A 26897-nucleotide genomic window follows, 5' to 3' on the forward strand; every position below is an offset into this window, starting at 1 on the left:
ATATTGCGTTATCAGTAAAAACAATAAAGGTATGCTTCACCACCGGAACATACCTTTATCAACCTATCCAAAATCAAGTTTAGAAAACACTCACTTTTCGAGAGGTCTTCGTCCCTTCTATCTTACCCCTGAAAATAGATTTGCCATCTATCGAAATAACGACAATATCGACAGCCGCACACGGATAAGTATGTAAAATATCGCATTCAGAAATGAAATATTATGCATATTATCGTATTCTAAATCAAGAAAACATGTAAAATATCGCATTTAAAGAAAATAACTGTATCTTTACAGGACAATTTTTAAAGCTATGATAGATAAACGTATTCTTGAAACCATCCTTTCCGACCAGTCGGAAGAATTGGAAATGAAACAGTCCATTCGTTTCTGCCGAAGAAAAGAGGAAGATCTGGTAGATTTGGAAAGCACGCAGGCGCAAGTTGTCATCGGAGTACGACGAAGTGGCAAGTCAACCTTGTGTTACAATATCCTTCATCGAGCCGGGGTCAAATATGCCTATGTGAATTTTGATGATGAGCGTCTTGTCAACTTAAAGGGAGAAGACCTGAATGATGTGCTGGAGGTCTTATACAAAATACACGGAGACTTTAATTATCTTTTCATAGATGAAATTCAAAATATCCCGGAATGGTATTTGTTTGTCAACAGGCTTTTACGCCGGAATATGCATATTATCATTACAGGATCCAACGCCAAACTGCTAAGCGGAGAATTAGCCACCCATCTGACCGGACGTCATCATTCCATCCCACTTTTTCCATTTTCTTTCGCCGAATATTGTGACTATAAACAGGTGGATGTAAAGAAGCAGACAACACAGGCAATCGCACTCCGCCGGGCAGCATTCGATGAATATATGCAACAAGGAGGATTTCCTGAATTGCAAAATATTACAGGTGACCGTGAATATATCGATACGCTTGTGGATAATATCTTAAAACGAGATATAGAACAACGCTTCAAGATTTCCCACAAAGCAGCTTTTGAGCAAATGGCACAACATTTATTAAATGTGTCTCCTGTCATTGTGGTAGATAATACCTTGAAAGAACTGTTTGGTTTCAAATCAGAACATACTTCCAAGAATTACGTCGACTATCTCCGCCAAGCTTACCTTTTAGTGGGGCTTCGTAAATACTCGCATAAGAGCAAGCAACGTATTGTGGGGGAAAAAGTCTATCCGATTGATGTTGCATTGATGAACAAACGGGCAGATGCTTTTGTCGGAAAAAACCTGGGATGGCGCTTGGAAACCATTACCTATATTGAACTGTTACGCAGGTGCAGGAACAAAGGTTTGGATATTTACTATTACAATGATCGTTCCGGAGAATGTGATTTTGTAGTATGCCAAGAAAATGAGACTGTCCTTTGCATCCAGGTTTCTTACGACATTTCAAATGCCAAGACCCGAAAGCGTGAAATTTCCGGTTTACTCCTTGCAGCCAAAAAAACCGGTTGCAAAAATCTACTGTTGCTTACCGACCACCAATATGAGGATATGGAAGAAAATGGCTATGCCATCGCTGTCAGACCTGTATATGATTGGTTGTTGCAATGCGAAACAAAATTACAATAACCCCCTTTTTGACCATTTTTCTATTTCGTCCGAAATTTTGATCGATTTTGGATTGACTTTTTTTGCAGTTTTGGCCTTTATGGCTGACAACAGAAGAAATGAGGTGCCAGGACAATTCCAAAAAGCGTGCAATTTGATTATCGAAAGATGAAAATGCCGTCAAAGTGATAAAGCTTAACTCCTGGAGAATCGCCTGTAGCAAAACAAAACGGACGGCGTCTCAAATATTCAAAGGAAATTTAGGGGCTTTTTTGCCATGAAAACGGTCGTTTTTCAAAAGAGGACGGTCGTAATCGCCACGACGACCGTCCTAATGGGTGATGTACTCGGCAGCTCGCGAAGATTAGAACGGTCGTAATGGCAAAAAACTCTCAAAAAAAGGGGAAAAGCCACTTTTTGACGTCTGAAAAGCGAGTTAACATTTGTTTGCTTTCAACTATCTTTCGAGCCTGAAAAATACGTTTTTTACAATAACCCCCTTTTTTGCTACCCCTTTTTGCATTTCAGTGCAAAGAACAGGATATATAAAAATGCCACAAGCGGAATCACGAATCCGATCGCCATATTTTCCGCACCGATATACCCCATCAACATCGGGGCGAAGGCACCGCCAGCCACTCCCATCACAATATAAGAAGAGGCTTTCTTCGTATAAGCACCCATCCCTTCCAGACCGAGAGCGAAGATTGTCGGAAACATGATAGACATAAAAAAGAAAGACAGATAAAGGGCATACAACGAAATAGTACCTATGGAAACGACTACCAACGCCATACAAACCGCATCCGCCAATGCAAACCAAGTCAGAAGACGGGCAGGCTTCATCCATTTCATCGTAAAACTGCCGGACAAACGACCGATCATAAACAATGCCATTCCTCCGAAAGCTAAGATACGCGAAGCCTCGATATTCGTCATAGAAGAATCGACCTCCGTCACATAATTAATGAAGAAACTAAAAATCCCCGTCTGCGCCGCACAATAGCAGAACTGCGCAACGATGGCCCGGACAAACTGCGGATGCCTCCACATGGAAATTCCGGCGGATGGGCATGCATTTTCATTTACATGCCCATCCGTCTCTTCTTCCACCTGCACTTCCGGCAATTTGGTAAAGAAGAAAAGAATAGCGACCAGCAGGACGATCGAACCAACCAGGATATAGGGTTTTGTCAGCGTAAACGGGTCATCTTCCGCCCCACCGAAAATCAGCATACCGCCAACCAGCGGACCTAAAATCCAACCTAATCCGTTAAACGACTGGGAAAGATTTAATCGTTGCGCACCCGACTCCTTCGGTCCTAAAACCGTGGAATAAGGATTCGCCGCTGTCTCTAAAATACACAGCCCGCAGGCAATCACAAACAAAGCGACTAAAAACGGGGAAGCCGAATGCAGATAAGCCGCCGGAATAAAGGCGAACGCTCCTATGGCGAACAAGCATAATCCTAAAATAATCCCTTTCTTATAGCCGAACCGCTTCATGAACATACCGGCAGGAAGCGCCATCAGGAAATAGGCGATATAAGTAGAGAACTGCACAAGGCCGCTCTCCGCTTTTGTCATGGTAAAGACTCCCTGAAAATGTTTATTCAATACATCCAACAGCCCATGAGCAAAGCCCCATAATAAAAACAGGCTGGTGATCAACAGAAACGGGACCAGATAAGACTTCCCGTCGGGTGCGGAAAACAAAGTTTTCTGATTATTCTTTTTCATGCTTGCTATTTGTTATCAGTCGGCAAAGGTAAGCTTTTTTTCAGATAATAACCTCCCCCCATATGCGAGACTGTATAAGCTGAATCCGGCGAACTGCGATAAGCAGAAATCTCCCCAAATACATACAGGGCTGAATCCATATCCAGTCGAAGGATAGACGGATATAAATCTTCCGGAATCGAATCGGTCGGAGCCAGTCCTGCTTTTTCCATCTGCCGGACAAGAAGGGAATCCTTTTCCTCTTCAAAAATCACCTGTAAGTTTTTGTCGCATAAATAAAAGGTATCCGCCTGCATCATGCTGTTTATAGGACCTTCGTCATAACGGCCTACGGCTTGAAGCGTTTCATAGCCTGTAATATCCAAAGGCGAATAATCCGAAATGGAGATGTATTCATAATAATTTCCGAAGTTTTCCCGGATCGGATAATTGTCCCGTTTCTCCTGTGAAATCCGTTCTATATCCTTTGCCGTTATGCCCGGTATATACGTTACCGCCGATAGCAAAATGACGGCAAGCACGGCCGCATACAGATAATGCCCCGTACGCCTGGTCAAAAACAACAAGGCAATCCCTGTCAGGACAGCTCCCACCGCGACCAGATAAACCCGCGCTTCCGTATATCCATACTGATTAATCCGGTAGAAAACCCCTATCCAATACATGGCCAGTGCAGGAAACACCACCCAACTGGAATGCCGGTAGAACCAGTCATAATATCTTCTTTTCAGGAATGGCTGACAACCCTTCAGAATAAAGGTAGCCGATATAAAACTGACGACAATATACGCAACCGCCCCTTTAGGCAAAGACCATAAAACCGCCACCTTAATAAAATAGAGATACAAAATGACCGCATATATCAACAATGCCGGCGAGAGGACATAGTTGAGCAAAACATTAAACAATTTATCAGCACTCCCTTCTTCTTCTTTCCCCTGGTTAAACAGAAGGAATAGCAACGGCATTATACCGGCAAACGCAATACTCGACGAATATGCCATAAACCGGCGGTCTCCATATTGCCATATCTCAAAAATATACTGAATTGAATAATAGATGGACACAGACAATAGCCAGGCAATCATCGCTAATAATCCCGCCGAGCACATGGCCCGGAGATAACGAAGCCCTTTCCTGACAAATCTCTCGTTATCACGTCTCCAGTCACAAACCAGATAAAGCAGTTGGACCACGACGAGTGTCACCAAGTAAAAGGCAGACCAGGCATCTTTCTCCCTCCAGAAAAACGGTATAAAGAATAGCAAAGACAAATAATAGGCGAACCGCCAGCGTTTTCCTTCCGTCAGTGAATTTAGACTGTAAGTAATCAGGAAGAAAGCCGGAAAATAAGGAACTACGGCCATCAGTCTTGTGTTATTCGTCTCATACAATGCACAGCCAAAACAGCAAAACAAAGCTGCAAGGATCACTTCGACCGGATTATGTCGGACCGCAATATGCAAACGCCCGATAAAGGCTTCTATTTTCTTTTTCATGCTCTTGATAATATAAGAATCAGGGGATAAAGATAAGAGTTATTACTTTTCCACCTCCATCTATCTGCCAAAATGGTTCATTTTCTGTCAATCTTTCTCATACTAAAACATTCTTTAACTGTCAGATTTTCATCCTTTTGCTTTGGCATATTGTTTGAAGTAAGTATAATGCTTCCGGGGCGGAAACGAGACGGAAGCAGAAATAAAATAAATGTTTAACTAAATAATTGGAGGACTGTATTATGACACCGATGAGAAGAAGTCAAAGTTGGTTACCGTATGTATTCAATGATTTGTTTGACAACGACTGGATGATTAAAGCAAACTCTACAGCTCCGGCCATCAATGTGATTGAATCGGAAAAGGACTATCGAGTAGAAGTTGCTGCTCCGGGCATGACAAAAGATGATTTCAACATCCGTATCGACGAAAACGACAATCTGGTCGTATCGATGGAGAAAAAAGAAGAAAAGAACGAAGACAAGAAAGACGGACGCTATCTGAGACGTGAATTCTCTTATAGCAAGTTCCAACAGACAATGGTTCTTCCTGACAATGCCGAGAAAGAAAAAATCGAAGCAAAGGTAGAGAATGGTGTGTTGAACATCATCATCCCGAAAAAGAGTGAGGAAGACATTAAGAAGGCTGAAAAGATTATTGAAATCAAATAATCGTCCGCCCGTATAAACTAAAGCTTATAATGGTTTGTTTTATAGGAAAAATAATATCCGGTTAAAGCAGACCATTATTTTTTTATCTATATCTTTGCCTGTATAAAATTGTATTGTATTATAAATCTAACTGAAAGAAAGGAAACAGAATTATGGTTTTAAGCAAGAAATTATCTGAAGCATTTAACGCACAGGTTAATGCAGAAATGTGGTCATCAAACTTGTATCTTTCCATGTCCGTACATTTCAAGAAATTGGGACTGAACGGTTTCGCTCACTGGATGAAAAAACAAGCGGAAGAAGAACTGGAACATGCCCATAAAATGATCGATTATGCTATCGACCGGGGCGGCAACGTCACCATCGGCCAAATCAATGTTGTTCCGACTGCATGGGGAAGCGTCACAGAAGTATTCGAACATGTCTACAAACACGAATGCTACGTTTCCGAACTGATCGACAAAATGGTCGATATCGCCGAAAAAGATAAAGACCACGCTTCAAGAGACTTCCTTTTCTGGTTCGTTCGCGAACAAGTTGAAGAAGAATCCACAGCCAAAGAAATCGTAGAACAGTTGAAGAATTATGGCGAATGCCATGTCGGCATCCTTGACCATAGACTGGGAAAAAGATAAATCTTTTTCCAATTGACAATGGATAATTGACAATGAACAATTAGCTTCGCGCTCACATTTTTAATTGTCAATTGTCCATTGTCAATTTCCAATTACTTTCTGTATGGCTTTCCCCCAAAGCTCCCCCAAAGCGGCCGCGCCTTTTTTATTGGGATGCAGGTAAAAGGTTCCGGCATTTCCTTCTTCGGGGAATAAATCTGTTTCATAATGAGTTTTGAAATAATCGAAGCCTTCCGTATCACCCATAAAGACCTGTCCGGGGAAACGTTTGGAATAATCGAGCACTAACGCTTGCAGCTGCGGATAATAGCTTTGCAGACGATTCAATCCCTCTTCAAGATATTTAGCACCGTTGTAAGTATTCGGGCTGTACCAGACCGGACGATGCAATACGATCTTGCAATCCGGATACAGTGCTAACAGCCTGTCGACAATCGACTTCATATTCCCGTAATAATCGGAAGGAGAAACGGGAGCACCGTTCGGGCCGGTAATGGCACTGTCGTTCGTTCCGAGCATAATGGAAAAAATCAAAGTTGCCCACGTCTCATCCTTGAACTGATCGGCTACCTGTACAACTTTCGGGAAAAGAGATTCGTTTTGGGGCAGAAAATCGAGAGTCGTGCTTCCGCTCACACCCTGGTTGGAATAACGGACAGTCCCGCCCGTCGGCTGTTTACGCAGATAAAGGGCTGCCTTCACAGGGGGCGCATCATGCCTCGGATCTTCCAATAAGGCTCCTTGCGTAATACTGTTCCCGATAAAGACAATATTCAGATTTTTCTTTTCCTCTCCCAACGCATAACTACAGAACGTTATACATAACAACAAGCTGACTATTACTCGAATTCTTTTCATGACATTTAATGATTATCACGGATTTAACGGTAACGTAAAACTAAATGTCGATCCTTTTCCCACATCAGAAGTAGCGGATATCGTTCCTCCCATTTTACTTACCAGCCCTTTACAGATGGCCAAGCCCAAACCGATCCCCTGTTTATTTCCTTTCAACTGGACAAAACGGCCGAAGATATTTCCCAATTCGGATTTCGGGATGCCCCGGCCTGTATCGGTAACATAAAAGCGGACAAAGTTACGCCGGATGCCATAACCGAAGCGGATATTTCCTTTCTCCGTGTATTTGGTTGCATTCGTCAGTAAATTGATCAGCACTTGCATAACCCTGTTTTTATCTGCATTTAAAGTTATTACCGGACAAGGGTCCAATATCAGCGTGACGTTTTCCGGGACACGAAATTGCATCGTCTGATGTATTTCATGCATCATCGAAGGCAAATGAACATCTGTATAAGTAAATGTCAGCATATCGGACTCGATCTTCGATATATCCAAGACATCATTGATCAGGTTTAGAAGCAATTCGTTGTTTGCCTTGATCAGTCCCGTATAAGTCTCCCGAAGCTCAGGATCTTCTTCCAAGCTCAACAGATCGGAAAAACCGACAATCGCATTCAAAGGAGTACGGATCTCATGTGTCATATTTGCAAGAAATGTCGATTTCAGCAGATCGGCGTTTTCTGCTTTCTCTTTGGCTTTAATCAGTGAATTTTCATATTCCACATGTTTCTGGTTATCGATCACGCAACCGACAATCAGATTCGTTTTGCCTTCAGCATCCTTTTCCAGCGCTTTACCGATAACTTCATAACTCCGGTATTGGTCATCATAATCGTTTTTCAAACGGAAGTTAACCGAATGTTCCTCCAGGTTCTTATCGCGGATCTCATTGAACAAAAGAAAGAAATCCTGCCGGTCTTCCGGATGGCGCAACACAGACAAGGCACGGCAGATATACCGGTTTCGTTCCAACAATTCATTATTTGCACCGTAAAACTGAAAGCAATGGTTGCAACTCTCCTTATCACAGGTGCGGAACAAGTCGAAATTAAAAGAATAAGTCGAAATATGGCTGTTCCGTAGAGCAAGTTCCATCATGCTGCGGCTTTCGGATAATTGGTGAGACAAATGCCGGTTTTCCTTTTCCTTCTCCACCATATCCGAGACATTCCGGATATAAGCCACCACATATTTGTGCTGAATCGGGACCAGCCTCAACTTAAAATAGACAACCGGTGCATCGTGCCCGGGAATTGAAAATTCCATATTGGCCGTTTCTGAAGTGTCCAGGCTCTTTTGAACAACAGAAGCGATCTTCCTTTTTATGGCTTCGGGATAGATAAATCCGGGAAGGTCATCTATACGGCGGTTCAAGGCCTCCGGCGTGATGCAGGTTTCGGAAGCATAAGTGATAATACGTTCTACCACCAACTGATTATTAATCAAAAGGATCGTATCGGGGACAGACTGGGCGACCTTATCCGAGATATCTTTCAGTTCCTTCATCTTGCTGTCATACCGCATCATATCCCGATCCGGATTGTAAGATTCGGTATCAGTCAACAACAAGGTGTAACCGATAGTATTCCCCTCGCTGTCAAACCCCGGAATAATGGAATATCCAAGCGGCTGATTACCCGCCAACACACTTCCACTCCTCAGATGATTCTTCTGCAAGTCTGATAAATAATCCGTCTCAAAAAGATTATTCAACACGAAATCATGCTTATCCGTAATAGCAAACTTCTCATACATGATTTTATTTATTTCCAACAAAGCGCCCTCACTGTCATACAAGGCTCCCCCTGCCGGATAATAAGTAAAGAAGTCTGTTAAAAGTATTTGTTTAGCTGAAGTCTCATCCATGATATTCTGTGTTTTGTATAGGATTTATGCAAAGTAAATCAAAGTTTGAATACAATGGACACATATTGGACTTAAATAACATTACCAAAAGAAAAAGTCCGGCACCATCCTTATTCAATCAAAGGATGTTACCGGACAAAAGAAAATAAGTGTGTGTGTTTTTCAGTGATACTATTTCGTACGGCTGTACGCGTAAAGTTTTTTCCCTTTTCCGTTCATCAAGTAAAAAGATAATTGATTGTCTTCCATACTGACAATCGTAAATCCGGCATCCGGACTACAGAACTTTGTCCCTTCTATCTCCTTCACCTTACGAGGTAACGATCCGGAAGTATTCACCAGATAATCGACTTTACTTCCGGCAGGCTGGATATGCTGGAAATTATGGATATGTCCGCAAAAATACATATCGACACCATATTTATCCAAAAGCGGTTCCAGACGGCTACGCATATCTGCACGTTCGCTTTCGCTTTTCGGAGTATCGGCATAAACGGGATGATGCCCGATCACAATCTTCCATTTTTCTGTAGAGGCAGCAAGCGTCTTTTCAATCCACTGTAACTGGGCGTTCATATCCTGCCGGACAGCATCCGGATATTGCTCCGTATCCTTCCGGTACTTATCGATCAACGGGGGAGTATCGATAAACACCAGCAGGGCCTTTTCATTCTCGCCTCCCTCCACGACTTTTGAATAATAGCGGGAAGGCATCACCCAGCGACGGCTTTTCTTGCTGTAATCCAACACCGCCTGTGTATTTCCGCGATATTCATGATTGCCGTTTATGGCAAACCATTCCAACATCAGTTCGGGATGGCTGTAGATCTGTTCATAGTTTGTCATCCAAAGCGGGTCGTCTATACTGGCTACACCTTCGAAATGATGTGTATCGCCTGCTGCTGCAATAAACTCGATGTCTATTTTCTCTGCCAGATTCCCCATCAGTCCTGCAATCATTTTTTGTTCGTAATAGCCATTACGCCCCAGATCGCTGACTAAATAGAAATTCTTGCTTTCTTTAGATAAAGCCGGAATATCAAATGCATTTCCGTCCGAAACAGAATTGGCGGTATTCGGTTTGTCTTCCGCCCTCTCTTTCTGTTTGTCAACAGAAGTGCAGCCTCCCAAAGCGGAGGCTGCAAACAGGGCCGACAAGGTCTGTAAATAATTTCTTCTATTCATCCTTGCTTTCTTATTTTACACCAAAGGCTCCATACTGTGCTTTCACAGCCGGTGAATTATATGTCACACCGTTTACAGACAACCCGTTAGAGGAAAAATACGGTGTCAGATTGGCATCTGTTCCGCTATAAGCGCCTGTCAAGACAGGAGAACCGGATTTGACGTGGAAATCCCATCCTTCTTCATAAGCATATTCAGTCAAAGCAACACCGTTTACATCAAAATTTTCAAATTGCGGGTTCTTTAGGTCATTTTCCGTTGCAATCACACTATGCGCATCGACAACCCCGGTATTATAATTTTTATGTTCGTAATTATAACCTGCCCAGGCATAAGCAACGCCACTTTCTTCTTCATAGACAATATCGCTCTTCTGGCTACCGGAAGCATAGAAGTTATAGTCAATCACAGACTCGCTGTTATATCCTTCTTCCGGGTCATTCGGTTTTTTGAAGCTGGGAGTCATCGCACGGAACTTACAGTTCACCATCAGATTATTGAAGACATTTGCCAAAGCGTTCTTTTCAGCATATACGCAACCACCTTTCTCTCCGTCGCGACGCCATCCGGCGTTGATGATCGTATTGTTATAGGCCTGGATCTTTGCCATTCCGCGTGTTTCGCTCTGGCCTGAACTTGAAAGTTTCAAACCGTTGGTGTTCGGGCTGAACATAATATTACCGGCTACATCTGCAACACATCCGGCCTTTACATTCACAGCTTCCGCCCCATCGTAGCCATTGGCGGCAAACGTATTGTTGGCAATGATAGCCTGGCCGCCCATCAAATAGATACCATCAGACCAGCCGTTACGCAGAACCGAGTTGGTAATAATATATTTTCCATTGATATTGTTAGTCGTAATCTGCGGATACGCATCATCACCGGCAGTATATATGCCATTAGTTGCAGCCGGAGAACCTTCTACAACCTGACCACCCGTATATTCGATGATTGCATGATCGATCAGCATCTCCCCGCAGCTGTTCGAGGCTACGATGCCGCCCCACAGACCGGCGAAAATGTTTTCTTTCTTACGATCTTCCTCTGCAACAGAGAACAGGACCGGTTTTTCGGCAGTTCCTTTACAATACAGGTTGCCATCTACCGTAAACTCGATGGGTACATGGTTGGCACCGACACCTTTATCTTCAAAAATAATCTGTACGCCTTCTTCAATCGTTAAAGATTTACCGGCCGGAACCGTAATATGGCCCGATACATTGATGATGGTATTTGCTTCCCAAGTACCTTCAACATTTCCTTCCACGGTTTCTATCGTTGGCTCTTCGCCGCCACCTCCCTGGTTATTATCCGGATTAATTGGATCGTCTTCACTACAAGCAGCCAAAGTCATTGTCATTAGGGCTGCACTTACAAATAATGCATTGAATTTCATAAAATAAATACTTAATGTAAATATTAATATAATTGTTATTTAAAGTTTATATCTGATACCGATCATGAAGGATTGCCCGTGCCATTCTTTCCGTTCGATCACATTTCCTTTATGGCGGTCGGAATCCACACTTTCCGTATGAGGTCCGTTTTGAATATAGCGTAACACCGGTATATCCAACAGGTTGGAAGCCTTGCCGAACAAGCTTATCCCGTTTTTGAAGTTCTTCTCTACCGAAGCATCCAACCGGGTATAGCCGTCTTCCCAGATATCATCATCAAACCAGTTAGAGATATCACTTAAGCGCTTGCCGGTATAGCTGGCGGACAACTGTCCCTCCCAACCCTGTTTGACATTCTTGAAAAGAAGAGAGAGGTTCGCTACATGGGCTGCCTGTCCGAACAACGGACGGGACTGGCTTACAGACTTTACATCCGAGCCTTCCATGATGCGCTTATCCGTTGTAACCTTCGAATGCGTATAAGTATAGTTCGCTTTTATTCCGAACCAGTTGAAGTATTTCATAATATCCACCTCCAGCCCAAGGTTCCGCGCATCGCCGAAGTTCATTGGCTTGTAATAGGTATCCTGCCCTTCATTCAGCAAACCGTATTCGATAGGGTCTTGAATGTTTTTATAGAACAGGCCCACCATAAACTGTTCGGAAGATTTCGGGAAAAACTCATACCTCAAATCGATATTGTCGGCAACCGTATGTTTCAACTCCGGATTCCCTTTTTCCTTATAGTCTTCATTGATTATGTTATAGGGAACAATCTCGAAAAAGCTCGGACGGTTTATGGCCCGTGCATAAGAGAAACGCAGGTTTACATTCTGATGGATGCCGTATTTGGCATGGAAACTCGGCAATATGTCCGTATAATTCTGATTACCCTCCGGATCGACATCGCGCGGGAATTTCAGGACATATCCCTGGTCGGTATGTTCTATACGCACACCTGCGATCAGTTCCCACTTGTCCCATGTATATTTTACCATTCCATATCCGGCTCCGATCTTTTCCGTTGCATCATAATTCAGCGGATCACCGATATTCCCGTAAGGACGGGGCACAAACTGTATTTCATCAAAGTTATACCAATCCTTGTCTATGTACTGCGGATTTTGGGTTCCGGTAGCCGAGTTGAATGTATATTCATTAAAGAAGCTGTCGCGTTTCTTATCCCGGAACATACCGCCGGCGGAGAAATCAACACTCTTTCCTCCATCAAGTTTCAGCTTATACATCAAATCGAGATATCCGGCCTTGTCTTTATCCGAGTTATGTTCCCAACGGCGTTTGGCCGCATCCGTAGAAGAGATGTGCGAACCGAGAAGATAGATTTCCGCATTGTCGGGAGTTTCGCTATATGCCTTAGACAGGACAGCCGACCAGTTCAGACGCAAAGCCCCATCATGCAGGAATACATGTTCGCCTTTTAAGGTCGAGTTGATAATATATTGATGATTCCATCGCATACGGACGGCGCGCTCTTTTTCATCTTCCCCGTCACGAACTTCGGCTTCGCTCATGTCCATATAACCGTTATACCATGCCAACTTATGATTGCTGTTTATGGAATAATCCAGTTTGGCATGCGCACCGATACGTGTCTGCCGGGAAGAATAATTACGATACTCTATCCCGTTATGGCTTGACCCCGGTTGATAATAGAGTTGACTCTCCTTTCCACGATTTGTATTCAGATAACTTCCTGCCAACATAACCCCTAATTTATCAGCAAAGAAACGGTCGCCATAAGAAAGACCGCCAGTCAAGTCAGGCAACTGTTTCTTCCATTTCATGTGCAGGTTGGCAGTCGTAAAATCCTCCATTGTCACTTTATAATCGTCCGGTTTCCCCATCGCTTCATAAGGAGATTTCTTTACGATCACCCCCCGATTGAAAGACTGGAAGTCACGGTCGAAATACATCGCATTATAGCCGGTCGACAGATTTGCCGTAAACTGGCGTTCGGAAGGTGCGTCCTTCATAATCAGGTTGACAGCGCCCCCGATTCCGTCTCCTTCCATATTAGCGGTCAAAGATTTGGTCACTTCCAAACGGTCCAGCATTTCAGAAGGGAAGATATCCAGCGGAACAAAGCGGTTCTTATTATCAGGACTCGGAATCTTCACTCCGTTCACCAACGTATAATTGTAACGTTTGTCCATACCCCGCAGAATGGCGTATTGTCCTTCGCCGCTACTATTGCGTTCGACCGTCACGCCGGACATACGCTGGATAACATTGGCAACCGTAATGTCGGGCGAAAGTTCGATAGCTTTTGCACTCATGACGTTAACAACATTCATTGCCTGTTTTTCAATCCCCCGGGCACCGGCTTCGGTTCGTCCCGGATTCGTTGCTATGATCGTGACACCCTCCAGATCCATTGCCGAAGGTTTCATCTTGAACACAACATCCTGACCGGAAAGAGTATTCACTTTTTGCTCCTGTGTTTCATAACTGATATAACTGCACACTAATGTCACGCTTTTCCCTTCCGGGACATTCTTCAGGGTAAACGTCCCGTCCAAACCGGTTGTAGTTCCTGTTCCGGGACTTTCTTTTACATAGACAGCTGCACCGATAAGCTCTTCACCAGTCTGTGCATCTTTTACCAAACCTTTTACTGTGGTAGCAGCCAGAGAGGCTGTACTTTGGATTAGAATTAAAACGAGTAGAATATGCTTCATTATTTGTTGTTCTTTACGCCGCAAAAGTAGAGTGTAAGAATAACAACTATACTTCATTCTTTTTACAATTATATTACAATAGCCGTTATCCAACAAAGGAGGGCATTATCTTGTTATGGGAATAGTTAAACAAAAACACATTAGTAATATGAAAGCATTAATAGGTAAAAAGGCGCCGGAGTTTCATGCTCCCGCCGTTATCAACGGTAATCAAATTGTTGAAGACTTTTCTCTGGAACAATACTTAGGGAAGAAATATGTCGTTCTGTTTTTCTATCCGATGGACTTTACGTTTGTCTGTCCGACCGAGCTTCACGCTTTCCAGGAAAAACTGGGTGAATTTGAGAAGCGCGATGTTGCAGTGGTCGGCTGCTCCGTCGACTCCGAATTTTCTCACTTTGCATGGTTGAATCAGGATAAGAACAAAGGTGGTATTCATGGGGTGAAATATCCGATCGTTGCAGACTTCTCCAAAACAATTGCAGAAAACTACGGCGTATTGGCAGCCGACTACCTGACTAACGAAGAAGGCGAATTGGTTGCCACAGGCGCCCCTGTTGCTTACCGGGGCCTGTTCCTGATCGATAAGGAGGGCAAAATCCGTCACTATGTAATCAACGACCTGCCGTTAGGACGTAACGTGGACGAAGCGATCCGTATGGTAGACGCCTTGCAGCACTTCGAAGAGTTCGGCGAAGTCTGTCCGGCAAACTGGTCGAAAGGCAAAGACGCGATGAAGGCAACGAACGAAGGTGTTTCCGGATATCTGAGCAAACACTGATTCACAATAGAGAAAAGCAGTTGACAGTTGGCCGTTGATTTGGTATATTCTGTTTTGGTCGCCAAACCTTTTTGGGAAAAGCAGTCGGCTGTCACTGCCAATTCTTTTATTCCTTTATTCTTTTACATTTACCAGAGATATGTTCGATATCCAACCGCAAGACATTCGTCCGATGAAAAGATTTATCGATATACTTCTCTCCTATCGCTTCAAAACCGGAGCAATATTTTTTTGCCAGCAGACGTAATGCATGCCTGCACTCTTCTTCCGAAAGTTCCAACTGCATCGTACCGAATACAAGTGCACTCTCATAGGCCGTTGTAAACTGATTCGGAATAACACGCGTTTCTCCTACTACACAGAAACTCACTTTCGGGTTCTCCCGAAGGCATTCCAATTTATATCCTTCCGGTGCACAGTGAAAATAGATGCTCTCTCCTTCCTTTACAAAAGAAATCGGAATCCCATATCCGAAGCCATCCGTCCCCACCATCGAAAGGAAGCCGTATTCACCCGTTTCCAGTAACTCTACTATACCTTCTTCATCTAATACCCGGTCTTTTCTTCTTATCTCTCGAAACATAATTGTTACATATTTAAGCATATCATCTGGCAAATCTACAAAAAACCTTATATTTGCGAGTATGAATTACACATATAACGCATACTAATATGAAAACAAAGATTTCACTCTTGCTTATCACCATTCTCTGTAGCATTTCTGTATTTGCACAGAATGACTTCGATAAATATTTTGAAAAGAAAAGTCTCCGGGTTGATTTTGCCCTAAGCGGCAATCTCAAATCCCAGGCAGCGGCCATCCAGCAGCTACGCGAAGAACCGACATGGGGCGGTCCGGTAAAGAACCTGATCGATAAGTTCAATTATGGCGGTTACTATATTAACGTGTATGACAAAGCGAGCAATAAGTTGATTTATTCACGTGGCTTCAACACCTTGTTTGAAGAATGGCGTTCGACGGAACAGGCTAAAACGGAAACACAGTCCTGGACGAACAGCGCTTCCATCCCCTACCCGAAAGCTCCCGTTTATGTAGAAATCACGGCACGGGACAAAGCCGATATGCAGTTCCACCCACTGCTGAAACAGGAAGTCGATCCGAAAAGTATCTTTATCGACAGGGGAAAACTAAAAGAGAACAAAGTCTATCAGATACAAAATAACGGGGATTCATCGGAAAAAGTAGACCTCGTCTTTATCGCGGAAGGTTACACGGCTGCCGAACAGGAGAAATTCGTAGCTGATGCCAAACGCTTCACGGAGGCATTATTCGCAACTCCTCCTTTCACAACACGTCGCAATGACTTCAATGTCTGGGCTGTCGAACTGGTTTCAGAAGAATCAGGTACGGATATTTCCGGCAAAGGCATTTTCAAGAACACGGCTCTCAACTCCGGTTATTACACGTTCGGAGTAGACCGTTACCTGACGACCCAAGATATGAAACCGATCCGCGATGCCGTTTGGAACGTACCCTGCGATGCGGTCTTCCTGCTGATCAATACGGATATGTACGGCGGTGGCGGTATGTATAACTTCTATGCTTGCGGAACAGCCGATAATCCTCGCACTCCGGATGTCTTTACACACGAATTCGGACATAGTTTTGCCGGATTAGCTGACGAGTATTTCTCTTCGGAAGTGGCTTACCAGGACTTTTATAACCTGAAATACGAACCGTGGGAACCGAACATCACGACATTGGTCGACTTCGACAGCAAATGGAAAGACCTGTTGCCGGCCAATACTCCGGTTCCGACCCCACTCGACGCAGCGCACAAAGATAAAGCCGGCGTATTCGAAGGCGGCGGCTACATCTCCAAAGGTATCTACCGTCCTATGGATCACTGCATGATGCGCGATTACGCCCCGTTCTGCCCGGCATGTAGCCGCGCAATCATACGGATGATCGATTTCCTGACTGATAAAGAATATTAGTCATTAATCAGGAAGTAAAGCCTGTTTTGGGCTCACCCGATAATCATTAGGGATAAATAAATTCATTATTTGCCAGTTTTGAGCTATCCCGTTCCCGCGCTCCGACGCGGGAACAAGGCGGTTCAGTTTTTTTTAGAAACAAACCATCTCCCATCTTTATCTGGTCTCTCCGACTCTATTTGATACTTTTTTGAAAAAAAAAGTGTAATTGAACCAACACCTAACACCTTTTGTGGTTATATAGTTTATAATCAATCAGTTCACCTGGTGTCAGGTGGGTGGTAGGTGGTAGGTGGTGGTAGGTACCTTTTTACCAACACCGACCAACATACATATAAATTCCACCTCCCTACCTATAAATTAAGTCAAAACATACAGTAAACTAATCCGAAAACAACAGTGAACTAAGTCACGGCATATCAGTCATTAATAACAGGTAGTTACTACTTATAGGCGATACATAGTTACTACCTGTTGCCGATACGTAGTAACTACCTATATGCGATAGGTAGTACTATGTATGAACAGTCCACAATATCTTACACAATAGTTTACTGTATGCTTTGACTTAGTTGATAGTTGGAAACGGATTAGTTTCCTACGAAGCGAAGCAGATAGATGACAATATGTTGATCGGGTGTCAGGTGGTGTCGGTAAAAAGGTTACCTAACACCTATCTACCACCCGATAATTATATAATTATCAGCAACATGCGCAAAAAGGTGGTAGGTGGTAGTTGTTTTGATGTTTTTTCTTAAATAATTAGAAACAGCTTCACTTCTTTCCAGGTTTAAACTGAGCCGTAATCTATTATTAAGTAGATGCTTATATGTGTATTCGCAGAGGAGCTAATTATCTTACAAAGGAGATTCCGGTCGTTGCCCCATATTTGCTAATATCGATCAGCTTATAAGTATCTGTTTTGATTTCCCCCTTAACAAGCTCCGGTATATTAAAAGAAAAGAGTGACAACTCATAATAGTCCGGTTCCTTTTGAGGCAATAAAAAAGGTTTCCCTGCTTCGCCATTTTTATCGACATAACAAATATAAGGACGCGTATATAATCCGTCCTCCCGCCGGCTACTAAACACAAACCACCGGCTACTACTACTCCACGAATGGTAACTTTCTACATCATCACTATTCACCTGCGCTAAAGTATCTGTTTTATTTGAAGTCAAATCCAACAGACGTAAATCGGCATCTTTGTGCCAGATAGAAAAATTACCGTAATCCGAAAGCGTGTACATCAAATAACGACCATCGGGAGAGATACGTGGAAATTTAGCACTCCGACCCTCCTGGACGGCATTATAAAGCGTATCTATTTCATGTCCGAACACGCGGGTTTCCGGATCAAACGCTATGCTCAACAGATTATATTTGATTTCCCGATAAGATTCAGGCATCTGCCTAACCGGTGCAGAACAAAAATACAACCGCTTTCCATCCGGCGAAAAAGCTGGGAAAGTTTCCATGTTCTCCCCGGAAAACAGTAACGGAGTAGTAAAAACCTCATGCTTTTCGATGTCATAAACGACAATATCCGATCTGTTGTCGAACACTTCTATCCGGTTGGCATCCGAAAGATGAAAATCTTGCTTCGTTTCGTTCGTTGAGAAAGCCACGAAACGTCCGGAGGGATGCCAATAGGGATAAACCAATGCCGATATGGTTTGCTCCAACTTCGTATCGAGTTTTTCGATTTTGCCATTTATTAGTATATAGGTCCCGGCATGTGTCATACGCTGGTGAAAAAGCATCCGGTCTGGGCTTTGCATACAGAAGGAATGGCAATTCATACAGCTATTGTTCGTTTGCTTATTACTCAGGAAAGCAGTCTCTGTAAAATTTTCCAGATTACGCTGATATATGCCCATCTCGTTCCACATCCGGTAACCAGGAGCGATACGGCGATAGACCAGATACGGATCTATTTTTTCTTTAGCAATATGAATGGGAAAAGCTTCATATTGATACCAATTATAATGCTTATAGATATAGACTTTGGCCATTATTGTACCGCCAGCCGATGCTTCCAACAGCCTACGCCACTTTTTCTCCGGTATCAGAAAAGAACCCTGATCGGATTTCACCTGTATTTGCTGATCTTTCCCCGATAAATGAAGGATTGCTTTGGAAGGCTCTTTCAGTTTAAAATTCAGAGGGGAGATATTGCAGGGAATAGTGACCTCCTTATAGTCCGGAAATATCTCAACTTCTCCTTTCGCCATTTTCGCATCGGGTAAGACCTCGTTACAAGCAGAAAAAAGAACCGCACAAGCCAATAATATAGAATACAGGTAATTCATATGCTATCCATTCAATTTTTTACAATAATAATAGAACCAGAAAGTATCCCCATATTGCTGATAAAGCCAGGCGAACCCGTCGCTACTATTTTTGATCTTCAAAATATCTTTCTGGAATTGTTTATATCGCTGTAAGATTTCAGTACGAACCGGTACGGTATCGAGTATGGAAACATCTTCTACAGCCAAAACTAAAGCTGCCTCCTGAAAATGGACAGGAAGAGATTGCCCCTCCGGAAGTAGTCCTGTACGTAGCAAAAACGCTTTGAACTTCTCCATCTCCTTTGCCAACAAATAAGAGCAACCTAAATACTCCCATGCAATCCGGTTTGTGCCAGATTCCTCAATATGTCCCATCCAAAGACTGTCGAGTTCAATCAGGCAAAGCAAATTATCCGGCCGGGATGAAGACAGAGTTTTTGCCGAAAGTTCTTTATCCTGCTTTATTCTTTCAGGGTGGTAAACATAATCCTCATATATTTCCGCCCACCGGCGATAATGGGGTAACCGGGCGAGTATATCCAAATATTTATTTGCCAGATCAAAATCATTCCGTATCAGGCTGATTTTCACCAATCGCTGAAGCATACGAGGACTCCCGCCCCGTTTAGCAAGCGTCAGGCCCTCCATTGCATATCCTTCGGAAAGGCTGATATCGCCGATCATATAATGAATATCGCTTAACAGGCAGCTCATATAGTAAGTCCTGTTCCAGGAAGCCAAAAGACTTAGCGGGCCTCTCTGATCATAATGAAACAGCTCATTCCCTAAACGACCTTTTTGCGCCAATGCCATATTCAGATAATTAAGGCTAATATAATTTCTTACTTTTTTCCCCTGATGCATTTGAATGATCGCATCCCAATTTCCTTTCTGCTGCAGGTCGGACAATTCATCCATCAACATGTTTTGCACATCATATTGATTCGGTAAACAGAAAGAGGAAAAAAAGAAAAGGACAACAACCGTACAACCAGTCACAATTACCTTTTGTAAAATTTTATTCCAAGGCAGATATTTCATACCCGTTCCAATCAAAAGAAGAAGAAAAAGGAGAAGTGTAAAACGTATCCATACAAAATAGATATAAGAGTCCGGCTGCATCTGCACCTCCTGGTAGCGCTCCGAATAAATACCGTCTGTCAACGGAATACAGATAGCCAAGCGAATACCGGCATAAGTCAAGGCTACCCCAGCCAATAACGCAACAAACAAATGGTACCATTTCTCCCGTCCGCATAAATAACTCAAAACAACCAATAGGATCCCATAAAGCGCCGCCAACTGCCCGGCCAGCAAATAAAGCGCCACAGTGCTGCCTACTCCATACCAAAATCGCGCCCTCACCTTCCGGACACGTACAAAAACATACAATAACAGCATCATCAGACAAAGTCCGATCGTCCCGTCCAACACGTATTCGGGACGAATATGAACCCTCATCAATCCGAAAACCGGAACTAAAGCTAAAAATAAGTTATAAACACGTGGTGCTATTTCCTGCAGGAGTGAATAACAAAGAAAACCGATAGTACAAAGTAAGAAGCTATTAATAATCAAAGCCACCGACAAATCAGGATAATATTGCACAATTGCCTGCCCTAAAACCGTACAAAAACCACCTGGCTCACGTAGCATCTCCCAAATGATTTTACATTCAGGAAAAAACAATTGCACTTCTTCCTGCCGCCCATAGAAATAAGGATTAAAAGAGCAGAAGAAAAAGTAAATCCCGGTAAAGACAAACAACCAGAAAGCAAGTGTTTTCCATTTCATATAGCAACATTATTTCAGATTGAAAATAAAAGAAGAGAGGATGCCGCTTATCCGCAGCCATTCCTCTCCCTTTCAGAGATCTAAAGAACTGATCGTTATTTATGTCTTATTTGCTACCATAACCCGGATTCTGTTCCAACAGGTTATTAGCGCCGATCAAACTGTAATGGATCGGGAAACGATTGAAGTTCGGATTGTTAGTCGCCTTATGATCCCACCAGTCTTCCGTCACATAAGCATCCCAGCGGATCAAGTCCGTACGGCGGCGTCCTTCAGCTAAAAACTCCAATTGCCATTCATCCAGCATACGGTATTTATCCAGATTGGCAGCAGTCACCGGATCCGGATCGACTCCGTCTTCAAAGTAGCGTTTACGAACCGTATTGATCAGATCGGCTGCTCCTTGCTTGTCACCGGCACGCATTTTACATTCTGCCAACATATAGTAGATTTCAGCCAAACGGATAACAGGACAATCCGGATCACCTTTACGCTTAAACTCATCCTGATTAGGACGCGGGCTGCGTTTCGTCACACGTACACAGGAGTTTTCTTCAGCAGTTGCAATCGTAGAAGGCAAGGAAGCCAGATCCGGATACTGCGGGTCTTTTCCCACTTTAGCAAAATAAGCTACCTGGTCGACAACCGTGATGACCTCACCGGCATACTCACGCGTACCTGTACAAACCCATTCAGGATTCAACGGATTCACCAATTTGCCAACGATAAACATTCCACGATATTTTCCGTTACCTTCATATACATACGGTTGTTTCCGGATATCTTTGTCATTGAACTTGGCATACGCTCCGCCCAACTTATACGGATAACGCTTGCCGGTCGGGTCCAGACTCGGAATCAAACCGATACCATTATTAGATCCGGAACCTTCCAGACCACCTAAATAGTTCTTATAATTGTAAGGCACCTGCCACGTCCAATACATAGCATCTGTCTCGGTCTTTGCATTCTGGCTTGGTACAGACCAGATTATTTCCGGGCATCTCTCATTGTCGAACCCGAAAATATTGGTCCAATCCGATTCCAAAGCATACTGGCCGTATTTGCCGTCAATGATATCCTGGCAAATCTGGGCCGCTTCCGTAAACATCTCCTTACCGATATAAGACTTGGCATTGAAATACAAACGAGCCTGCAAAGCCGCCCCGGCTGCACGGTTGATCGAACCGGTTTCCATTCCACCCAATTCTTCTTTGATCGGGAGATTCGGAACTGCTATTTTCAACAACGAATCGATAAAATTAAAAGTCTCGACATCTGTCGAACGTCCTTTCACCTCGCTCTGGGTCGTCGTGTACAAAGGTACTCCACCGAAGAAATCCAAGCCGTCTATATAGAATGAGGCAGCCAACGTACGCTGCTGGTTCAACATGGATTCACGTGTACCTTCCGGAAAGCCCAGCGCATCGAAATCGACATTTTCCAGATCTTCCAACGCATCCCAAGACAAAGCGACACCCATCGCGAAGTTGGTCCAGCCTGTTTCTACGCGTGTCATATCTTCCGTATATTCATGATGGTGGAACTTCTGATAGTTCGCCCCGTCATACCAGTCGCTACCGCGTGTCGGCAGACAATATTCATCCGTTCCCAACTCTTGCAACGCCCAACGGGGTTCATCATGGGCAATATACCAACGCCAGTGTGTAAACGGACGGTTGAAACGCTGCCATACGGCATCTTGAGAACTATAGAATGTTTCCGGAACCACCTGCGAATAAAACTCAGGATCAACGCTACACGAAGTAGTGTACAGCAGGCAGATCACTCCGGCTAAAAACAATTGGAATATATTTTTCTTTTTCATCTTACAATCTTGTATTAGAAGTTAAACTGCATACCTAATGTCCAAGTACGGGTAACCGGATAGAAGCGTTCTGTATCCCAGAATTTTTCCGTACCCTGATCCCAACCGGTAATATTGACTTCCGGATTCATACCGCTATAACCCGTAATCGTACATACGTTTCCTACCGTACCGTAAATACGGATGCGATCGATCAAATTATTCGTATATTTCTTCATCGGGAGTGTATAGCCCAAAGTAATGGCATCGATCTTCAGGAATGTACCATCTTCCAAGTAGTAGTCGCAAACCTGCTTTTCACCTTTAATATGGTTGAACTTGCCATAAGCGTCTTTCAATACATTCAGGTTACCTTGTCCCTGGATGCCGTAATACATATTAATAGTATTATACACGTCGAAATCAATCCAGCTACGCAAATTGATGCCTAAATCAAAGTTCTTATACGTCAACGTATGGCTCCATCCGATAATCAATTTCGGAGTATAGTTGCCTATATACTGTTTGTCGTTTTCCGTTTTCTGGGCAGCCGGGATCACTTCGCCATCCTTGTTGTACAACAGGAAACTGCCATCATCATCGAATCCGGCAAATTTCCAAATATAGAATGAACCGATTGTCGATCCTGCTTCCATACGAGCGGCATCGCCCGGAGTTCCCGGAGCGACGAAACCGTTACCGTTATGATACGAGTTATCGCCTTCCAAAGTAAGGATCTTACCTTTATTGTGGCTCAGGTTTATATTGGAAGACCAACTGAAATCTTTCGTACGGATAATGTCACCACCTACTTCAAATTCCCAACCTTTACTTTCCATGCTACCGATGTTTTGCATTTGAGTTCCCTGCGTATAAGGCGGTTGCGGGACCTTCACTTCAAATAACAGATTCTCCACCTTACGCCGATAGTAGTCGAACTTACCATACAGACGGCCATTAAAGAAAGAATAATCGACACCCAGGTTCCACTCCTTCTTTTCTTCCCATCCTAAATTCGGATTGACATTTTGCGACTTTCCATACGAATAAGCCCACGTACCGTTCGGCAACATCCAGTTCGTATCCGAGCCTAACATATTGGCCATATAAGTCGCACTAAAGTCATTATTACCGGTAACACCATAACCGAAACGAATCTTCAAGTCATCCAACCAAGTGAAGTCTTTCATGAATTCTTCGTTCGAGATACGCCAGCCCGCCGTTGCAGACCAGAAATTCGCCCAGCGGTTGTCAGCAGCAAACTTGGAAGAGCCTTCATGACGGATAGAGGCGGAAAGCATATATTTATCCTGATAAGAATAATTGGCACGGGCAAAAACAGAGAACAGGCGTTCCGTAACCGATTTATTGGAAGTCATCCCGGCTTTTCCATCAGACAGATAACTACCCTGTCCCATATCCCAATACTTGATACCATCGACAGAAAAATTGTAATTATCCATACCGAAGTATTCCTTGTTATACTCAAAATAAGAATAACCGGCTGTCGCATTTAGGTTATGCCCTCCTTTAAAATCTTTTATATAAGAAAAATAACCTTCTGATGTCAAATGTTCCTTTTTTTCAAAATACAAATGAGCATGTCCCTTACGTGAGTTGTCCATCTCGTCGCGATGTGTTCTGGGCCAATATTCGTGTAATTCCCATTGGCGATTTTCATAACCTATAACCTGCTGATAGTTTAAGCCCGGAATAGGTTTAATATTCAATTTCAAATTTACTTCCGGCTTGAACCATTTATCCAATCCATAGTAATCAGCAAGCATAACATCCGCCACTACGTTATAGTCTAACGACTCATTGAGCCACACATTATAACCGGTCTCGCTTTCCGGATCGTACGGCGAACGGGTTGGATTGTTACGCATGGCCTGCTGGAAATTCGGGAAGTGGTTGTTGCGGGCAGCCTGGCGATAGTCTATAACCGGACGGACTTCCAACCAGTCGTCGAACAGTTTGAAAGACGCATTCACACGTCCGCCATAATCCTGGCGTTCGTCCTGCAAGGCAATACCCTGATTCTTTTCATAAAAGAAAGAGGTATAAACCTGTGCTTTTTCCGTACCCATTTCCAATGCCAAATGATGTTTTTGCGAGAAATTATCTTTATTGATCATCTCGTCCCACCAGTTTGTATCCGAACCGTAATCCGTACCAATATTATGTTCGGCATATTCACGCCCGGACAGCATTTCGGGAGCGTTGTAGTTTTGTTTCTTCGTGAATTCGTTACTATACGTCAGCTTGACTTTCCCATTCGTGTCCGAACCGCTCTTGGTAGTGATCAAAATCACACCGGAAGCCGCACGAGTACCGTAAATAGCGCCGGCAGAGCCGTCTTTCAGAACATCAATAGACTTGATATCATCCTGTGTCAGTGAACGAATATCACCACCTGGGAAACCGTCAATCACGATAAGAGGTGATTTTCCGGAGTTGATAGAAGTCATACCACGTAACTGGAAAGTTGTTCCGGCATTGGCACTACCTAAATTATACATCACCAAACCGCCAATTTTACCTTGCAGGGAAGCCGAAATATCGGCGCCACTGACACCAACCATCAGATCGTCTGCCTTCAAAGAAGTGATAGCGCTGGTTACCTGTTTTTTATCCAAAGAGCCATAACCGATTACGACTACTTCTTCAAGTGTTTTAGTATCTTCAACCAATTTCACATTGATTGTCGAGAGACTGCCGACTTTTACTTCCTGAGTGATATATCCGATATAAGAAATCACTAAGGTCGCGTTGTTCGGAACATTTTGCAGGATGACCTTTCCGTCTACATCTGAGATGTTTCCGTTTGTCGTTCCTTTCACCACCACGTTAGCCCCAATGACAGGCCCCATTTCGTCCTGAACCATAATAGTAACAGTTTTTCCTACTTGGTCAGGCGCTGCATTTTCGATTCGATTTGAAGTTAACAATTCAACATTTTCACCCGCTGCAAAGACTCCTGTAGTCAAGCAAAAGAGTAGTCCGCAAGTGATTTTCGTTACTCGAGATATTGAACCATTCCATCCTGAGGGAAAGTCACAATTCTGTTTTTGTTGCATTTTTCGTATTATTATAAAAAGGTTAATAATAAATAGATTTAAAATCCAAAGCTTCATCAGCTCATTGTAGAGGAATCAACCTCTTGATAAGTTTTTTACACATTCATCTCATAGGCCTATCGTTTTTTTTAGAATTTTACACGCATTTTTATATAATATACTTAACCAAAAGTTACCATAGTCTTTACAGAACTAAGGTTATTTTATTGATTTATCGTACACAGCTATAAGAAAAATATTAAAAGTACCCCCTCAATATCTTTCCTTGAGCCGCTTCTTAGAAGAAGCATTTTTTATCCGCTACAAAATTAAGTAAAATATTTAAATAAAGAAGCCTGTTCTTCTAAAATTAAACAAGGCTGTCCGAGAAAACGTCAAGATATAGAAGTTAACACGTTACAATGTAACTATTTATGCGGGTACGAATAATTTCTTTACCTAAAAAAGCCTTATTATAAAAATCAGCTTCAATAAATGGGCCTAAAAGAGAGGCTATGCCGACTTAGTTCTGTAAAGACTGCGGTAGCTCAAAACTTATCTAATACCACACCCTCACTTTATCCAACATTTTATTTCTTTTCATTTTTTTAGACTAACGCATCAATACTCCAAGCCCGTATCAATGCCCATGGAAATTGGATTGCATGCCCATGAAATTTTAGATGGATGGGCATGGATACTTTTTTCAATATTCAAGGACTTATTGTATAAAACGTATTTTTCAGACCAAAAAAAGCGGCTCACCCGATATTTCTTGGGGGGGGAACTTCATTAACTTTCTTGGAATATCTATCGCTACTATAATAGTCTTGTACAGGCTTGGAAGTTGATACGAAAGCGAAGTTGTTACATCTGTATTTCGGTAAAAGCTGATAATATACCTGCATTTACGGTCTAAAAACCCCGAAAATTCAATATTTATAAAAATAGATTGTTTTTATTTGTTTACGTCAAATATAAGGCCTTCCTTTGTCACGTAAGCAAAGAAATATATAGATTTATGCTTATCCATTTAAATCAAGACCCTTTGAAAAAAGGATAGT

17 protein-coding genes are annotated in these 26897 nt (G+C 43.0%); 5 read left to right on the plus strand and 12 right to left on the minus strand.

The window, feature by feature from the left end; translation table 11 throughout:
* The first annotated feature begins 313 nt into the window (after positions 1-313).
* The gene (locus DW083_RS15370; protein ID WP_115498132.1) at positions 314-1603 is read left to right on the plus strand and encodes an ATP-binding protein; all 1290 of its coding nucleotides are present in this window, start codon (positions 314-316) and stop codon (positions 1601-1603) included.
* 486 nt (positions 1604-2089) lie between these two features.
* Here DW083_RS15370 and fucP read toward each other — a convergent pair whose 3' ends face one another.
* Together fucP and DW083_RS15380 are read right to left on the minus strand one after the other, a co-directional pair.
* Positions 2090-3322 carry an L-fucose:H+ symporter permease gene (gene fucP, locus DW083_RS15375; protein ID WP_122332974.1) on the minus strand — a complete coding sequence of 411 codons (1233 nt, stop codon included), beginning with the start codon at positions 3320-3322 and terminating at the stop codon, positions 2090-2092.
* Positions 3323-3327: 5 nt separating this feature from the next.
* Positions 3328-4821, minus strand: coding sequence for a DUF4153 domain-containing protein (locus tag DW083_RS15380; protein ID WP_122332975.1), 1494 nt, complete (start codon positions 4819-4821; stop codon positions 3328-3330).
* Positions 4822-5063: 242 nt separating this feature from the next.
* Between DW083_RS15380 and DW083_RS15385 the strand changes: the two genes are divergently transcribed.
* Both DW083_RS15385 and DW083_RS15390 read left to right on the plus strand, forming a co-directional pair.
* Positions 5064-5492: an Hsp20/alpha crystallin family protein gene (locus DW083_RS15385; RefSeq protein ID WP_122332976.1), complete on the plus strand. Its 429-nt coding sequence runs from the start codon at positions 5064-5066 to the stop codon at positions 5490-5492.
* 152 nt (positions 5493-5644) lie between these two features.
* Positions 5645-6127 (plus strand): ferritin, encoded by a 483-nt coding sequence (locus DW083_RS15390; RefSeq protein WP_115498128.1) that lies wholly within the window; start codon positions 5645-5647, stop codon positions 6125-6127.
* A gap of 81 nt (positions 6128-6208) precedes the next feature.
* Here DW083_RS15390 and DW083_RS15395 read toward each other — a convergent pair whose 3' ends face one another.
* The 5 genes from DW083_RS15395 to DW083_RS15415 all read right to left on the minus strand — a co-directional run bounded on the left by DW083_RS15395 (position 6209) and on the right by DW083_RS15415 (position 14138).
* Positions 6209-6985: a GDSL-type esterase/lipase family protein gene (locus DW083_RS15395; protein ID WP_122332977.1), complete on the minus strand. Its 777-nt coding sequence runs from the start codon at positions 6983-6985 to the stop codon at positions 6209-6211.
* A gap of 15 nt (positions 6986-7000) precedes the next feature.
* On the minus strand, positions 7001-8854 hold the full coding sequence (locus tag DW083_RS15400) for a HAMP domain-containing sensor histidine kinase (protein WP_122332978.1): 1854 nt from the start codon (positions 8852-8854) through the stop codon (positions 7001-7003).
* A 171-nt stretch (positions 8855-9025) separates the two neighbouring features.
* On the minus strand, positions 9026-10039 hold the full coding sequence (locus DW083_RS15405; protein WP_122332979.1) for a metallophosphoesterase: 1014 nt from the start codon (positions 10037-10039) through the stop codon (positions 9026-9028).
* A 10-nt stretch (positions 10040-10049) separates the two neighbouring features.
* On the minus strand, positions 10050-11438 hold the full coding sequence (locus DW083_RS15410; protein ID WP_122332980.1) for a hypothetical protein: 1389 nt from the start codon (positions 11436-11438) through the stop codon (positions 10050-10052).
* A gap of 39 nt (positions 11439-11477) precedes the next feature.
* Entirely contained in the window at positions 11478-14138 is a 2661-nt protein-coding gene (locus DW083_RS15415) for a TonB-dependent receptor (protein WP_122332981.1), read from the minus strand.
* Between the two features lie 148 nt (positions 14139-14286).
* On the opposite strand from DW083_RS15415, the gene DW083_RS15420 reads away from it, so the two are divergent.
* Complete coding sequence (locus DW083_RS15420; protein WP_115498125.1) at positions 14287-14919, plus strand: peroxiredoxin; 633 nt, start codon at positions 14287-14289, stop codon at positions 14917-14919.
* A 106-nt stretch (positions 14920-15025) separates the two neighbouring features.
* On the opposite strand, the gene DW083_RS15425 is transcribed toward DW083_RS15420, so the two are convergent.
* The gene (locus tag DW083_RS15425; protein WP_122332982.1) at positions 15026-15502 is read right to left on the minus strand and encodes a pyridoxamine 5'-phosphate oxidase family protein; all 477 of its coding nucleotides are present in this window, start codon (positions 15500-15502) and stop codon (positions 15026-15028) included.
* A gap of 89 nt (positions 15503-15591) precedes the next feature.
* Here DW083_RS15425 and DW083_RS15430 point away from each other — a divergent pair, with 89 nt between their 5' ends.
* Positions 15592-16878 (plus strand): M64 family metallopeptidase, encoded by a 1287-nt coding sequence (locus tag DW083_RS15430; RefSeq protein ID WP_122332983.1) that lies wholly within the window; start codon positions 15592-15594, stop codon positions 16876-16878.
* 852 nt (positions 16879-17730) lie between these two features.
* Here the strand turns inward: DW083_RS15430 and DW083_RS15435 are convergent.
* The 4 genes from DW083_RS15435 to DW083_RS15450 form a co-directional block, all read right to left on the minus strand.
* Positions 17731-19191, minus strand: coding sequence for a PD40 domain-containing protein (locus DW083_RS15435; RefSeq protein ID WP_122332984.1), 1461 nt, complete (start codon positions 19189-19191; stop codon positions 17731-17733).
* 3 nt (positions 19192-19194) lie between these two features.
* Positions 19195-20967: a DUF6057 family protein gene (locus DW083_RS15440; protein WP_122332985.1), complete on the minus strand. Its 1773-nt coding sequence runs from the start codon at positions 20965-20967 to the stop codon at positions 19195-19197.
* Between the two features lie 106 nt (positions 20968-21073).
* Positions 21074-22795 (minus strand): RagB/SusD family nutrient uptake outer membrane protein, encoded by a 1722-nt coding sequence (locus tag DW083_RS15445; RefSeq protein ID WP_122332986.1) that lies wholly within the window; start codon positions 22793-22795, stop codon positions 21074-21076.
* A 14-nt stretch (positions 22796-22809) separates the two neighbouring features.
* Positions 22810-25854 (minus strand): SusC/RagA family TonB-linked outer membrane protein, encoded by a 3045-nt coding sequence (locus DW083_RS15450; protein ID WP_122332987.1) that lies wholly within the window; start codon positions 25852-25854, stop codon positions 22810-22812.
* Positions 25855-26897 lie beyond the last annotated feature (1043 nt).

Source organism: Parabacteroides sp. AF48-14 (genome assembly GCF_003477465.1).
In the GTDB taxonomy this organism is placed as follows: Bacteria; Bacteroidota; Bacteroidia; order Bacteroidales; family Tannerellaceae; genus Parabacteroides; species Parabacteroides acidifaciens.